The sequence below is a fragment of the Paenibacillus sp. Soil724D2 genome (assembly GCF_001427935.1).
Classification (GTDB): Bacteria; Bacillota; Bacilli; order Paenibacillales; family NBRC-103111; genus Paenibacillus_E.
Map to the genome: position 1 here is coordinate 30,726 of NZ_LMRY01000010.1, position 14,581 is coordinate 45,306.

The 14,581-nt window shown below is 42.3% G+C and carries 13 protein-coding genes, 1 pseudogene and 1 riboswitch; of the genes and pseudogenes, 13 read left to right on the top strand and 1 reads right to left on the bottom strand.

What is annotated here, in order from left to right; genetic code table 11:
* Nucleotides 1–99: 99 nt before the first annotated feature.
* The 7 genes and pseudogenes from ASG85_RS12035 (at nucleotide 100) to ASG85_RS12065 (ending at nucleotide 6,964) form a co-directional block, all read left to right on the top strand.
* Nucleotides 100–633: a DinB family protein gene (locus ASG85_RS12035; protein WP_057302918.1), complete on the top strand. Its 534-nt coding sequence runs from the start codon at nucleotides 100–102 to the stop codon at nucleotides 631–633.
* Nucleotides 634–713: 80 nt separating this feature from the next.
* A complete protein-coding gene (locus ASG85_RS12040) occupies nucleotides 714–1,289 on the top strand; it encodes an AAA family ATPase (RefSeq protein WP_057302919.1) in 576 nt (191 codons plus the stop codon).
* Nucleotides 1,290–1,673: 384 nt separating this feature from the next.
* A pseudogene (locus ASG85_RS12045) lies at nucleotides 1,674–2,545 on the top strand (alpha/beta fold hydrolase).
* A 23-nt stretch (nucleotides 2,546–2,568) separates the two neighbouring features.
* Nucleotides 2,569–3,051 carry a DUF1772 domain-containing protein gene (locus ASG85_RS12050; protein WP_057302921.1) on the top strand — a complete coding sequence of 161 codons (483 nt, stop codon included), beginning with the start codon at nucleotides 2,569–2,571 and terminating at the stop codon, nucleotides 3,049–3,051.
* Between the two features lie 202 nt (nucleotides 3,052–3,253).
* Nucleotides 3,254–4,009 carry a Nif3-like dinuclear metal center hexameric protein gene (locus ASG85_RS12055; RefSeq protein ID WP_057302922.1) on the top strand — a complete coding sequence of 252 codons (756 nt, stop codon included), beginning with the start codon at nucleotides 3,254–3,256 and terminating at the stop codon, nucleotides 4,007–4,009.
* A 65-nt stretch (nucleotides 4,010–4,074) separates the two neighbouring features.
* Complete coding sequence (locus ASG85_RS12060) at nucleotides 4,075–4,410, top strand: NUDIX domain-containing protein (protein ID WP_321166583.1); 336 nt, start codon at nucleotides 4,075–4,077, stop codon at nucleotides 4,408–4,410.
* A 211-nt stretch (nucleotides 4,411–4,621) separates the two neighbouring features.
* On the top strand, nucleotides 4,622–6,964 hold the full coding sequence (locus ASG85_RS12065; RefSeq protein WP_060646350.1) for a glycosyl hydrolase family 95 catalytic domain-containing protein: 2,343 nt from the start codon (nucleotides 4,622–4,624) through the stop codon (nucleotides 6,962–6,964).
* Nucleotides 6,965–7,248: 284 nt separating this feature from the next.
* Here ASG85_RS12065 and ASG85_RS12070 read toward each other — a convergent pair whose 3' ends face one another.
* A complete protein-coding gene (locus ASG85_RS12070) occupies nucleotides 7,249–7,779 on the bottom strand; it encodes a hypothetical protein (RefSeq protein WP_057302293.1) in 531 nt (176 codons plus the stop codon).
* Nucleotides 7,780–7,878: 99 nt separating this feature from the next.
* Nucleotides 7,879–8,008, bottom strand: a riboswitch (SAM riboswitch).
* Between the two features lie 304 nt (nucleotides 8,009–8,312).
* Between ASG85_RS12070 and ASG85_RS12075 the strand changes: the two genes are divergently transcribed.
* The 6 genes from ASG85_RS12075 to ASG85_RS12100 all read left to right on the top strand — a co-directional run bounded on the left by ASG85_RS12075 (nucleotide 8,313) and on the right by ASG85_RS12100 (nucleotide 14,441).
* Nucleotides 8,313–9,050 carry a hypothetical protein gene (locus tag ASG85_RS12075; protein ID WP_060646351.1) on the top strand — a complete coding sequence of 246 codons (738 nt, stop codon included), beginning with the start codon at nucleotides 8,313–8,315 and terminating at the stop codon, nucleotides 9,048–9,050.
* Between the two features lie 12 nt (nucleotides 9,051–9,062).
* The gene (locus tag ASG85_RS12080; protein WP_060646352.1) at nucleotides 9,063–10,751 is read left to right on the top strand and encodes a vWA domain-containing protein; all 1,689 of its coding nucleotides are present in this window, start codon (nucleotides 9,063–9,065) and stop codon (nucleotides 10,749–10,751) included.
* A 22-nt stretch (nucleotides 10,752–10,773) separates the two neighbouring features.
* On the top strand, nucleotides 10,774–11,913 hold the full coding sequence (locus tag ASG85_RS12085) for a toxic anion resistance protein (protein WP_060646353.1): 1,140 nt from the start codon (nucleotides 10,774–10,776) through the stop codon (nucleotides 11,911–11,913).
* Nucleotides 11,914–12,261: 348 nt separating this feature from the next.
* Nucleotides 12,262–12,726: an HAD family hydrolase gene (locus ASG85_RS12090; protein WP_060646354.1), complete on the top strand. Its 465-nt coding sequence runs from the start codon at nucleotides 12,262–12,264 to the stop codon at nucleotides 12,724–12,726.
* A 253-nt stretch (nucleotides 12,727–12,979) separates the two neighbouring features.
* The gene (locus tag ASG85_RS12095; RefSeq protein WP_082588064.1) at nucleotides 12,980–13,618 is read left to right on the top strand and encodes a cell wall hydrolase; all 639 of its coding nucleotides are present in this window, start codon (nucleotides 12,980–12,982) and stop codon (nucleotides 13,616–13,618) included.
* Nucleotides 13,619–13,892: 274 nt separating this feature from the next.
* A complete protein-coding gene (locus ASG85_RS12100) occupies nucleotides 13,893–14,441 on the top strand; it encodes a GyrI-like domain-containing protein (protein WP_060646355.1) in 549 nt (182 codons plus the stop codon).
* Nucleotides 14,442–14,581: the final 140 nt, after the last annotated feature.

The window sequence follows — 14,581 nt, forward strand, 5'->3', positions numbered from 1 at the left end:
TTCCAAGTGTAATTAAAGGGAAACAATCTGAGTTAAGCGAATTATTTAAAAAGTGATTGGTACATTTTAATAATATAAATTGCAGAGGGGGGAATACTCGTGCTAGAACTGACAAAGAACGTACTCGAAGACATGAACAAGCAGCTCGATCGAATCATAATGAGCTTAAACCAACTTGATGATGATTTAATTTGGAAAAAAATGAAGGATTCCATGAACAGCATTGGTAACCTTTGCTTACATTTAGCAGGAAACGAGTATCAGAATTTTATAAGTGCAATCGGAAACAAACCGTTCATTCGGGAACGCACTCGAGAATTTAATTCTGAAGGTGGCATATCGAAGGATGAATTGAGTGGTCTTCTTTTGAAGACAAGGTCCGAATCGGTAAGTATATTATCGGCTTTGTCCGAGGAGGATTTAAAAAGGGAAGTCATAATCCGATATGACTTGGAGGATTGGAATAGAATGCTTCGGGTTAACGCTTCAGAAGATGAAACCTATGAAGTGAGAGTAATCAGCCAGCTTCTTGTTCAGGTTGCGGCACACTACGGATATCATGCAGGACAAATTGTGCTACTCTCCAAATTAATGAAAGATAGGAATGAACACATAACAAGACAGTATCATTAAACATTCATCATTAAGCAAAGTGAAGCGGTCTGTTCTTTGTTTAAAACAGCATTCTTTCGAGAGGGATGTGAGAGATTATTTTGGTAAAACCACTGTTGATTATTGTGAACGGGCTTCCTGGAACCGGAAAGACAACCTTAGCAAAACGGCTTGCTGCAGAAATGCGTTTCCCATTGTTCTCTAGAGACGGTATATATGAGACGCTATTCGATGCTCTAGATTGTCAAAACAACGGGTGTCCCCCTTTGATAGGACCTTCAACGTTTACCCTCCTCTATGCCTATGCAAACTCATTATTAAAAGTTGGCCAATCATTGGTGATTGAGGGTTTTTTTGGTCGACCTGAACTAAGAAGTGCTGAGTTTCTCCAACTGAAACTTACAAGCGATTTTCAGCCATTTCAAATATTGTGTAAGACAGATGGGGAGGTTCTCTTGGATCGTTTCCTTAAACGCATGAGTACCGTAGAACGACATATCGGTCATCATGATCAGGAATGGATTGAAGAAGAACAAAACAAAGAGCGGCTTTTACAAGGACATCTTACGCCCCTTTCTCTCGGTGGTACGGTTGTTGAAATCGACACTACCACTCCTTACAGTTTTGACTATGATGAACTACTTAAGCAAGTCCGAGCTGTTCAATTCAACATGTAATACATGTTTTTACCAATGTTTGACAGATAACAAAACCCTGTGCTAAGATACAAATAATTCATTTTGGACGGAGGGTTGCGTGTGGCAAACTAATTTTTCGATCTATCTTTGCACAGTAAGAAGAGTAAATCTTATTGGCTATATTGTGTGCATAGTAATCGAAGAATGGTCTGCCTTCCACGGCACCCAATTTAATGATGATCGCTTACGTTTCAACTTGATGATCGACTTAGGTAAAGTTACATGTGTATGTGTTTTGACATGTATTTGCGTTAGTCGATGAGGTATTCGTAACGCGATCACTCCATTCTTTTATCGATTACTTGAACACAGGCAGCCGGCCTGTGTTTTTTTATTTTTATAATAGTAAGGAGAGATCTTGCAATGAGCGAACAGTTGTTTAAAGTTAACGGAATCGAACTTTGCGCAGAAAGCTTCGGCAACCCGGAACACCCGGCTATATTACTGATCATGGGAGCTCAAGCGTCCATGGTTTGGTGGGAAGAAGACTTCTGTAAACGCCTAGCCGCCAAAGGACACTTTATCATTCGTTACGATAATCGTGATGTCGGTCGGTCCGTCACCTACGAACCCGGCAATCCTGAATACACCTTTGAAGATATGACTGACGATGCTATCCATATCCTCGATCATTTTGGAATCGACCAAGCCCATATTATAGGTATTTCTATGGGCGGCATGCTGACTCAAATCCTGGCTTTGAGACATCCTGAAAGAGTATTGACCGTTTCGCTAATCTCTACATCGAATTTCGCCCCAGACCTCCCACCGATGAAGATAAGGTGATGGAATATTTCTCTAATGCGGCGGCGATAGATTGGACGAATGATGCGGTGGTCATTGCTTTTACGGTTGGCAAATGGAAAGTTCTCGCAGGCTCGAAGCATCCGTTTGATGAGAAAAGAATATATGATTTAGCTGCTGAAGAAGTCAAAAGAAGTCGTAATATGGCGAGCATGAATAATCACGGCATGGTGACGGGGGGAGAATCCTATTTGGTACGAACAGGCGATATCGACGTCCCCGCTCTGGTTATTCACGGTACGGAGGATCCGATTATATCTTATGAACATGGAGTCGCTCTTGCCTGCGCTATTCCCAAAGCGGTTTTACTCTCCTTAGAGGGGACAGGTCATGAGCTTCACCATGAAGACTGGGATACCATCATTGACGCGATTTCCAATCACACCCGATATCTTATCGTACCCGCTAACGAAGGAAGAATGTTGCCGTAACAGGCAGTTGGAGGTGAATAACCATGAATAGCCTGCTCTATTATTTAACCTTTGCGTCCGCAATGGGGTCCGGTTTGCTTGCTGGCATATTTTTCACTTTCTCGGCATTCGTAATGACCTCGCTCGCTCGCCTTCCGGCGGAGCAAGGCATAACTGCCATGCAGTCCATCAATACGACTATCCTACAATCGTTATTTATCTTGGTCTTCATGGGCACAACCTTTCTAAGCATCATCCTGGGAATAGCCTCATCCATCAAATTAGGTACGGTTGGAGCAGCATATGTACTTACAGGCAGTCTGCTCATCCTCGTCGGCACATTTCTGGTGACAGTCGTATTTAACGTACCGCTAAACGATACCTTAGCCTCTGTGACTTCAGGGAGTTCCGAGGGTACCCGGGTGTGGAGAGAATATCTTGCCGGTTGGATGCCCTGGAATCATGTGCGGACGATAACTTCAATCGCTGCTCTGGCTTGTTTTATCATCGCTCTTCGCAAGTGGTAGGCACTATGTTGAATTCGTCAGCCTAAATTACACGTCCGTCATTGGAGAGGGATTCAACTTATGAGAAACAATAGTTCAGGAGCTGCTTTGAAGCAGCTCCTTTTTGATTTCATTGAAGTTACGGGCAGGATTGCGTAGCGGCAAAAGTAAAGTTGTGGTATGTATAGAATTAATATATAAATGAACTGGTGGTGTAATTGAGATGCACTGTGATCAATTTATTGAAGCTACTCACTCACTCTTCGGTGACTTATTGACATCATTTGATGAAGGAGAAGAATATGCGTTTTACAATTTTGGTCCTCAGATGATATACCGTATTGGTTTTTCAACGAATATTACACCAGATATCGTACGTCAAGCTGCTGCAAACAAGATCGATCTAATCGTTACGCATCATGATGCTTGGGATTTCGTATTCGGGATGAAGGAAGAATGCCATAATCTACTGAAGCAATTTCAAATCAGTCATTATTTCGTTCATCTACCACTTGATTATGCTGATTTTGGTACATGTAATTCACTTTTTCAAGCATTAAAGGTTAACCAAATTATTCAAACTTCTTATCATAATGAAGGTAGGAGTATGCCCGGAGTAGGTATATTCAAAGAGCCATTAACGTTTGAAGCGTTGAATGAACGAGTAACAAACGTATTAAAAGAAAGTGTTAAGTCATGGAAGAATTCTGAAAAACGAATAAGCAAAGTAGGCATTATTACAGGAGCTGGAAACTCAACTAACAATATCCTCGACGCGTTAAAATTGGGATGCGATGCCTACTTAACAGGTGAAAAAACATTGTATTCGGTACAATATGCTCAATATGTCGGAATGAATATGATAGTCGGAAGTCATACGTTTACTGAAATATTTGGGGTAAGATCTTTGGTTGAACAGATCAGAATAAAGTTTAATCATCTCGAAATCATCGAGCTGTCTGAAGAGCATTTTGAATAATCAAAGCAAGCACTTTTTTGATACCAATATTAGAACGATTCCATCTAAATTAAATTATTTTGTAGATTGAACTAGATGAATCTGTGTTTGATGCAATGAAGCGTGAGGTCAAAGAAGAAACAGGGCTTGATGTTTTTCAGGCAACACTAATTGCTATTTATTCTTCTCCAACAACACAAACATTCACCGACCGTTGGGGGAATGAGCATCATGTGATTGAATATTTATTTCGGGTGGATATGTGGTCGGGTACTCTTGAAAAAGAGACAGATGAAAGTGTAGATGCTGAATTTTACCCATTGGATAATTTACCAGAAGCTTCAAGTGAGCTTTTTGCAAAACATCATCAAAGAGTATTTAAAGACTATAAAAAGTTCGATGGAAAATTAATATTGGAATAGTTGTCGGTGCTGTGACAATAAAAAATGAGAGCATAAATATCCTTAAAACGGAAATATGTACGTATAATTCCGAAGTGTATCTATTAGAAAATTGAATCCTATAGTATAAATATAGAAAGCGCTATCAGAGGAGGGGCAACTAGAGCATTTAGCACAAGGGAAATGTCGTTAAATTTTCTATATTTATCCAATAATATGAGGAGGTAGAAAAATGAAAATTCAATATTTCTCTGCAGCTGAAAAGTGGACAGAGGCGCTGCCCATTGGTAATGGCCGACTCGGTGCCATGATATTTGGCGGGGTGATGAACGAACATTTGCAATTCAATGAAGACACGTTGTGGTCCGGCTCCCCAAAGGACGGCAACAATCCCAGAGCCAAAGAAGTACTTCCAGAAGTCCGCCGTCTTCTCATGGATGGTAAATTCATAGAAGCAGAAAAACTGAGTAAGGAAATGTTAGGTCCTTACACACAATCCTATATGCCACTTGGTGACTTGCACCTTAAGTTTGATCACGGAGATCTTTATCAATCATATCACAGGAGCCTATCTCTTCAAGAAGGAATATCGCGTGTGGAGTATCGGATTGGCAATGTTACATACAGCAGGGAAATATTTGCTTCCCATCCGGACCAAGTCATTGTGCTTCGTTTGCAAGCAAGCAAAACGGGTATGTTGAATCTGCATGCTAGGCTGGATAGTCAGCTCCATTACCGTACGGATACAATTGGAAATGATCTTGTGCTTAAGGGAACTGCGCCTGAACATGTGGATCCGAATTACTATGCTACCGATAATCCGGTTGTATTCGGTGACCCTATAACTGCAGAAGCAATACGTTTTGAAGCTCATCTTGGGGCAGTGCTGGATGACGGTAAGCTGCAAGTCGATCATGACGGCATGCATATTCTTGGAGCTACGGGAGTCACTCTCTATTTCGTGGCAGAGACAAGCTTTAACGGTTATAACAAATCCCCCGGCAAGCAGGGGAAGAATCCTGAGCCTCTTGTTACCCGAGCGCTAGAGTTGGTGAAGGCGCAATCGTATGATTCACTGCGACGCAAACACATTGAGGATCATCAAGCTCTATTTAATCGAGTAGAGCTTAGCTTGGGTGAAACCATAGCGCCAGCCGATTTATCGACGGAGGAGCGGATATCCGAATATGGGGCCAAGGATCCCGGTCTGGTAGAGCTCTTATTTCATTATGGCCGTTATCTGATGATTGCTAGCTCTCGTCCAGGCACACAACCGGCTAATTTGCAGGGCATCTGGAATAAAGAAATACGGCCGCCGTGGAGCAGCAACTATACGCTTAACATCAATGCACAAATGAATTATTGGATGGTAGAAACCTGCAATCTTGCGGAATGCCATGAGCCTTTTCTCAGTTTTATTGGAAGATTATCGCAGAATGGAAAGAAAACGGCAGATGTACATTATGGGGCTCGTGGCTGGACGGCACATCATAATACGGATATTTGGTGCCAAGCCTCACCTGTCGGTGATTATGGTCAAGGTGATCCTGTTTGGGCTTTATGGCCGATGGGGGGACCGTGGACAACACAGCATTTATGGGAGCACTATGCATTTGGCAAAGATGACACTTTCCTGCGTAATTATGCTTATCCTATTATGAAAGAAGCAGCGCTTTTTTGCCTGGATTGGTTGGTAGATGATGGGTCTGGCCGATTGATTACCATGCCATCTACTTCTCCAGAACACAAATTTGTGACCGCAGAAGGAAAAGCCGGCGTTAGCGTAGCAGCCACCATGGATCTGTCAATCATTTGGGATTTGTTTACGAATTGTATGGAAGCATCAGAAATTTTGCAAATGGATGCTGACTTCCGCCAAGAATTGGACGATGCGCGAAGTCGATTATTTCCGATGCAAATCGGCAAATATGGCCAGCTTCAGGAGTGGTCCCAGGATTTCGAGGACGAAGATAAGCATCACAGGCACATCTCCCATTTATTCGGCGTTTATCCTGGCCGTCAGTTGACACAGCATACAACACCGGAGCTATATACTGCAGCGCAGCAATCCCTGAATAGGCGCGGAGATGAGGGGACGGGATGGAGTCTCGGCTGGAAAGTGGGATTATGGGCTCGATTTGGAGATGGAAACCGGGCACTAGGCCTTCTTACCAATCTGCTAAGGCTCGTTAAAGATGATACGGAAAATTACCAAACTGGGGGTATTTATGCGAATCTGTTTGATGCTCACCCCCCGTTTCAAATTGATGGCAATTTTGCCGCAGCATCAGGAATAGCTGAACTACTGCTGCAATCCCATCAAGGTTACCTTCACTTGCTTCCCGCTCTACCTGATGCTTGGCCGACAGGCTTCGTTAAAGGCTTAAGGGCACGCGGAGGATTCGAGGTGAACATAAGTTGGAATAAGGGCGAAATTGTTCAAGCAGAGATTTATTCTCATTTTGGAGGGCTTTGCAGCGTTCAGATCGATGCTTTGATTAGGAGTGAATTTCTAACTGTGACAGGAAAACGATATACGATTTCATTGAATCCGTTGACCATTCAAGAACATTGAATGTTTCCTGTGTGCAATAACCATGGATAAAAGGGCCACAAGGATTGGAAAAAGACACCTCATTCTGGGTGTCTTTTTTGGTTATCATCAGTCTATAGCTGACGATTGAATAAGACCGTAGGTGAAACTGTACTATTCAAATACAGAATGATTGTCAAACAAAACGGGAGGGAGGGAGTAATCCAATTTTTGACCCCATGAGACCTTATGAATAAACCTAGAGGAATCAATAGATTGATATATCAAGGTTTATTTTATTTTTGGTTGAAATGATTATGTTTCTCTTAAAATGAGATGTACGCTTGCGTATGGTCAAATAAGTATGTTCGATCCCAGATATATCTTTTATCCTTGTTGTCATTTAATGTCAGTACAACTTTTCCAAATAGATCCATTAATGCCGAATCAATTAATTCTAATCTCACGGGTCCCCATGCCTCTTGGTTTAGTTGAGTGTAGTTCATACATTCCACTAAGTTCAGACCTTTCATTCGCTGAAAAAGAGCAACCCACATAGTCAAATCGTATTTCAGGGTTTTACAAGGGATCGCAAATTCCCTTAAGCCAACTGATCCTGTATTTGTGGTAATAGCAATTAGCCCGCAAATATCTGTCTTGTCTCCAAGTTGCAGCTTTTCTGTAAGCTCACTGTCAAATCGAAAACATTCTATTCGGGAAATCTTGTACTGCTGCAAGAATTCAAGACCAATCGCCGAATTTTTCAAATTTAGCAATGCAATACGAAGGGGATGAATATCCTGGTGATACTCAACAGTTTCATCCATCGTAAAATTGTCGGAAATCGTGAACGGCATCCTGTCCCTCCTTTAAACAAGTTAAATTAGTTCATGAAAGCAAAAATGACCTTCTCTAGAATCAGAGAAAGGTCATAAGAACTCAAAGTCATATCCTCACTCTTATCTCCCAGATTCGCTTTGCACAGCGTTTCCGCAAGAATTAGCACCGTGCATTCCTTTGATTAACAAAGGTTTGTCGGTTGCCGGGTTTCATCGGGCTAGTCCCTCCACCTACTCTTGATAAGAAAATTCAACATATTCGATTATTTTTATAATACTATAAAGCACTCTGATGTCAAGGGATTTCACACCCAGCAAATCCGTTAGTTTGCTGGATTTTTGACCTTCAAAACATATTTGTCAACTTACAGCGTGCAAGGATACATCTGCAGTAACTATTGAAGGTATGAGTCCGAATGGAATACCGTTGATAATCAGCACAAAACGGTTCGAAATAATCATGTGAGCACATGACGCTAATATATATATAGGTAGTAATCGAGGCGGGAGAAGCAAATTAATCGTAATTCGAAACGAGGGGGGTGTAAGAATTGCTAAGCAAAAATCATTTAAAACTTATCGTAATCATCTTATGTGTAGTGGTTTTTAATATCGCGGTTCTTTCACCTGGGATTATAGGGATAGAGATCGGCGGTAGTGCTCTTGAAACTGCTTCAGGTGTGACAATCATTTTTGCCAGTATCCTCGCTCTATCGTACGCGACCAACATGTTGATATTCAAGCTGCCGTCAGTGAAACCAGTGAAAGAAATCAGGACTCACAATGAATATATAGATGCCCTTACTCATTATAAAGGAGTCAAAACATTGCAGAGCGATATTGGGCTAGCCCTTCGGCAGCTAGAGCGCCTTAGAAAAAGAATGGAGACCCTGTTAGGACTTTTAAATCAAAGGTTTGATCCTAATGAACTCACTTATAAGAAATTCACTTCCGTGGCGCAAGAAGTCGAGAATTTGTTCTATCTCAACATTCGCAGCATACTGGGCAGAATGCATGTATTCGATGAGAACGAGTACAAGATTGTTATGCTCAAGGAATCGTCGAGGTTACCTTCAGATCTCATCGCAGAAAAGATGATGGTGTATAACGAGTTCCTATCGTTCGTTAAAGATTCTCTCGGTACAAACGAAGAAATTTTGTTGAAAATAGACAAACTTTTAATGGAAATCTCACGATTGGACAGTTTAGAACTTGCTGACATAGAGCAGATGCCGTGCATGCAAGAAATAGACTCGTTGATAAAACAAACAAAACACTATAAGGAATAAGAGGTGACTTCGATGAAAAATAAGAGAGGTTTGTTCCTCCTATCGGGTATTATCATTGTTTTAGCATTCGGACTTGTGTATGCAGGTGTGAAACTGACTGCAAATCTTGGGAAATCTAGTGTTCAAGTTGCAGCTGAAAATGCTGGAGAACGTTTATCTGAACTATACTCCGATATATCTATTGCCACGGATAAGCCTTTAAAGGGACAGATAGACCTTAATCCGGTTGATGTAGCTGAAACGCTTCCGGATATCTCGAAGTTTCCAATAACAGTGGGAAGTACAACAGATAATTTTGTTGAGATCTTCTCCTCTACAGAAAAGTCGGGAACCGGCGTTGATGGTTGGTTAACCGAAGTGGCAACGGAGTTCAATCAAGCCAAGATTGAAGTAAACGGCAAACCAGCTTCCGTGAAGATACGTAATATTGCTTCAGGTACTGCAACGGACTATATCAAATCCCATAAATACATTCCTGACGCATTCACTCCATCCAACGAGTTATGGGGAGAAATCGTAAAGGCAAATGGCATCAAGACTCAGCTAATTACGAAGCGTTTAGTAGGAAACGTACCGGGGATCGTCATTTCAAAGGCAAAACATGATGCTCTGGTAGAGAAGTACGGATCAGTGAATATCAAAACCATCACAGAAGCAATTTCCAATAACGAGTTCGCAATGGGATATACCGATCCATTCGCCAGCTCTACTGGCCTGAACTTTCTCGTTACTGCTCTGAACACCTTCGACAGCTCCAACATATTGGGGGAGAAAGCGGTTAAAGGATTCGAGAATTTCCAATCCAATGTACCATTCACCGCGTCCACAACAATCCAAATGCGTGAAGCTGCCAAGTCTGGCGCTCTAGACGGGTTTGTATTGGAGTATCAGACATATGTCAACGCGGCGGATCTTAAAGGTAGCTATGTGTTCACACCATTTGGTGTTAGACATGATAGCCCACTCTATGCATTAGGGGACCTGCCACAGAATAAACTCGATGTAATAAAGAAATTTGCTGAATTCGTAACACAAGAGAAATACCAAAAAACAGCGAAAGAAAAGGGCTTTAACGGCCTCGAAGATTACAAGTCTGAACTCGCACCTGTTGATGGTAACCTTCTAGCTTCTGCTCAAAAAGTATGGAAAGAAAAGAAGAATGGCACCAAACCAATTGTCGCGGTATTTGTAACGGATGTTTCGGGAAGCATGGCGGGGGCGCCGCTCAATCGACTCAAGGAGTCCTTATTCAAGGGGCAGAAATACTTGGGCAAAGACAACAGCATCGGCTTGGTTTCGTACTCCAGTGGTGTAACAATCAAACTCCCGATCGCAAAGTACGACACAAATCAGCAATCCATGTTCGTCGGCGCGGTCAATAGCCTCCAGGCGAGTGGTGGAACGTCAACCTTTGACGGTATTATTGTTGCCTTAAAGATGATTCAAGACGAATTGGCTGTTAATCCGAACATGAAGCCAATCATTTTTGTATTGAGCGATGGCGAGACAAACGAAGGGCATTCTCTCAAGGACATAAAGGGATTAGTCGAAATCTATAAAGTCCCCATTTATACGATTGGCTATAACGCAAACATCAAAGCCCTCGAAAGCATTTCTAGTATCAACGAAGCTGCAAGCATCAATGCAGACACTGACGATGTGGTGTATAAACTCGGCAACCTGTTCAACGTCCAAATGTAATTCAAATCGAGGGGGGATTCACATGTCATTCACATTGGAAATAGCCAATCCTGAAGAAATTAAAGCAGTGATCGAACATGAGATTAAGCCGGTTCCCGAGGAAATTGCCAAGTTGAAAGAGATTGCTGACTCTAATGTAGCTACGATCATGTCATTGGAACTTGATTCGCTCGACAAACGGAGGGAAATTCTACAATCGATCGATACATTCGGTGTAGATACAATGAAATTGTCTTCCTCTAAAAATGCGTTACTGCAAGTGTCGGTCGGTAATCTTTCAAAAGCTGGCGAAGATGGCGGGCAAGTAGCCAAGGGATTAGCAGACCTGCACACACAAATCAAAGATTTGGACCCAAGCCTTGTTGATTTCGCCAAAACCGGCATCCTTGGTAAGTTCTTCAGCCCTATTCGGAGCTACTTCCTTAAATATGAAAAGGCAGACGGTATTATTGCAGAAATCATCGTTTCTTTAGATAAGGGAAAGTCCACACTCAAGAATGACAACACCACACTGGAATTCGAACAACAATCCTTGCGTGAATTATCCAAGAAACTTAGAAAGGAAATTCAGCTTGGAGCACTGATGGATGAATCCATTGAGGTACAAATCGAAACGGCAAAGATACGGAATGAAGATCCAGAAAAGATTCGGTTTATTACGGAGGAAATCCTTTTCCCTTTAAGGCAGAGGGTTATGGACTTGCAAGAGATGTTGGTTGTAAACCAACAGGGCATTATGGCAATGGAACTGGTTATACGGAACAATAGGCAGATGATGCGGGTTGTAGATCGCTCAAAGACCGTAACGATTTCCGCATTGAAGATATCTGTAATGGTTGCCAGCGCCCTGTACAATCAAAATATCGCTTTGAAAAAAGTTGAGCTCTTGAACCAAGTAACTAGCAATCTAATAACTGCTACTTCGCGTATGCTGAACGAACAAGGAACCGAAATTCATAAGAAATCGATTGAATCCAACATTTCAGTTGATACTCTAAAACAAGCATTTACAGATGTAATTTCTGCTCTGGACTCGATTAGTTCCTATAAACAGGAGGCTCTGCCAAAAATGCGCGAAACAATCAATGAGTTCCGGAATTTGGCTGATATCGGCGAAAAGCAAATATTGCGTCTGGAGAAGGGCAGCCAGTTATCCATATAGGAGCGCGGTATTAAAAAAGTGTTGGTTTAGCTATTATTATTGTGGGATCACTTAGTTTGAAAAAGAATAGGCAAAAGAATACCGGGAAACTATAGCTTAATACAACACCAAGTGAAGGCAGCCGACATCAAGCGGCTGTCTTTTCCCCGCTGACTGGCAGATTATCTTAAGAATCCGAAAAAAGTATATTCATATTAGGATATTATTCAGGTGGTGCCTTGTCATGAAGGAGGATAGGAAAATAGATTTATCTGAGAAGTTGCTTGATAGCTGAAGGCTTACATCTTGTTTTCTGCTGATATGTATAAGTTTAAAATGAAAAAATGAGAAAGCGAAAGGTGAGACGCTATGCATCTGCTTATTCCTGGGCAAGAAAACCTACTAATTAATCATCTCGTTTTAGATTTTAATGGAACGATTGCTTTAGACGGACTGATCTTACCTAATGTTAGGGAGAAGCTGTTAGGATTAGAGAAATTACTTAAGATCCATGTATTAACCGCTGATAGTAACGGTAGTGCCGCTAGAGAATGTGAGGGACTACCCGTAGAGCTGCATGTTATCGGTCAGGATGATCAACGAGAGGAGAAAAGAAGATTTGTTCGTACGATTTCACCAGGTGTGGTTGTTTTGGGCAACGGGGTAAACGATGAACTAATGTTTCGTGAAGCCGATCTTTCAATCGCAGTAATAGGGCAAGAAGGCTGTGCAACGGCGACATTAATGAGTAGTAAAATAGTCGTCACAGACATAATTGATGGATTGAATTTGTTGTTAATGCATCATCGGCTCATTCCAACGCTCAGAAAATAACCATTTTGTTTATTTCGCAGTACGAGAGTTAATGGCTACATTTAGGGGGCACAAATTATTTGGAGAGCTCCTTTTTTTGATTTGCGACCCTTAACAGGTATTTCTCCCGAAGTTTATAGGGACAGCCTGGTGCTGTTCCCTATTTTCGAGCGTGTAAGGCGACATCTTGAGTCGGATCAACACCCCTAAATTTGTAATGCTGCATGTCGTTGCCTGTGCGGCGCGTAAAAGGAAGAGGAGGTTATCTTGAAACATGAAGAAGAAACTACAGGCTCTTATCTGCGTCTGTTCCCTTGGTGTAATGGGGATGGCCGCACCGGTCGGTGCGCAATCGTTAGGTCAGGGCACACAAAGTGACCAAGTACTGGATTTACAAGAACGATTAAGCGCACTGGGTTACTTTAAAACAGGAATTACCGGTTATTACGGTATCCAAACTAAGAATGCGGTAAAGAAATTTCAAGCCAGTTATGGCTTGTCAGTTGATGGTGAAGCCGATTCCCTAACTCTTTCTAAACTAAATAAAACGATTTCACCCAAACAGTCGGTTCTGGACGAAATGGCGCGAATCATTCATTCCGAAGCTCGAGGGGAGTCCTTTTTAGGACAAGTAGCTGTGGGGGCTGTCGTTCTTAATCGAGTTCAGTCCGAGAAATTTCCTGATTCCATCACTGAGGTTATTCATCAGCCAGGTCAATTTTCAGCCGTTGAAGATGGCCAGTTTAACCTTAAACCAAATTCGTCAGCCTACCGCGCGGCAATGGCCGCTTTGAACGGTTTGGATCCAACAACTGGGGCACTATATTTTTATAATCCTGATATTGCCCAGGCATCTTGGAGCAAAAAAAGAACTGCCAAGATTACTATTGGCAATCACGTATTTACCTTTTAAGCCTAGATATAACGACAAAAGTCGCGTATATCCGGAGGAGTTGCTTAGCAGCAACTCCTCTTTTTGTATTAAAATAACCATTTTCGTATTTCTTGAACATTTAAAAAAAGAAAAATTAAGTACCAAAGATATTGTTACAGGAGATGCAGCGACAAATTAATCTGCCGGTGATAAACTCGGTGGCCTGTTGTGAATGGGCAGGATAGCCTAATCTTATTCATAAAAAAGGTTTTTTCTGGAAAATTGCGAAATATATTAACAGGATGTCTTCATCATGGATAATCGTAAGAGAGGAGAGGGTATTTTGCAGAAGTCGATAGCTGTTGAGTTAGTTGAGGTGGCGCCGATCAAAGCATTGGCAGTACGGACAGGGATGACACCTGACAAGAGCGGGACGCGGGTTGCGTGGAGCACGCTTACAGCGCAGGTCCCCCTTGAGGATGCGAGATTAACTGATGGGCCCTCTGCGTATGTGTTCATTCCACAGGAGCAGTGGAGCAAGCAAGTCGATACGCTCTGGGTCGGGCTGGCGGTTCACGAGTTCGGAGATGTACCTGATGGCATTGAGACTCTGGAGGTATGCGGAGGGCTCTGTGTAAGCGCCCGCGTATACGGGAATGAGGTACACATGTGGCGTGTATATGATGCGATGTTTGCGTGGCTAGAGCAGTCGCCCGATTATGAGCTCGATCGGCGCGAAGGAGTATTTGGGATGGAGACGGTTCCACTTGAACCGTTGAACGCTCTCACAATCCCCTATACGGAAATCGAAACATTCGACTTTACGATGTTATACCCGGTGCGCAAGAAGTCGGGATTTTAATGCACGACGAATATGGACGGATTGGAATATATTCAACGTGTCATTGAACTAAACGGAATTACTACCAAGGTTGCCGGTGATTCACTCGGCGGCCTATTCCGCTACGGCAGATTAGTTGAATAATCAAAGGGATTTTTCTT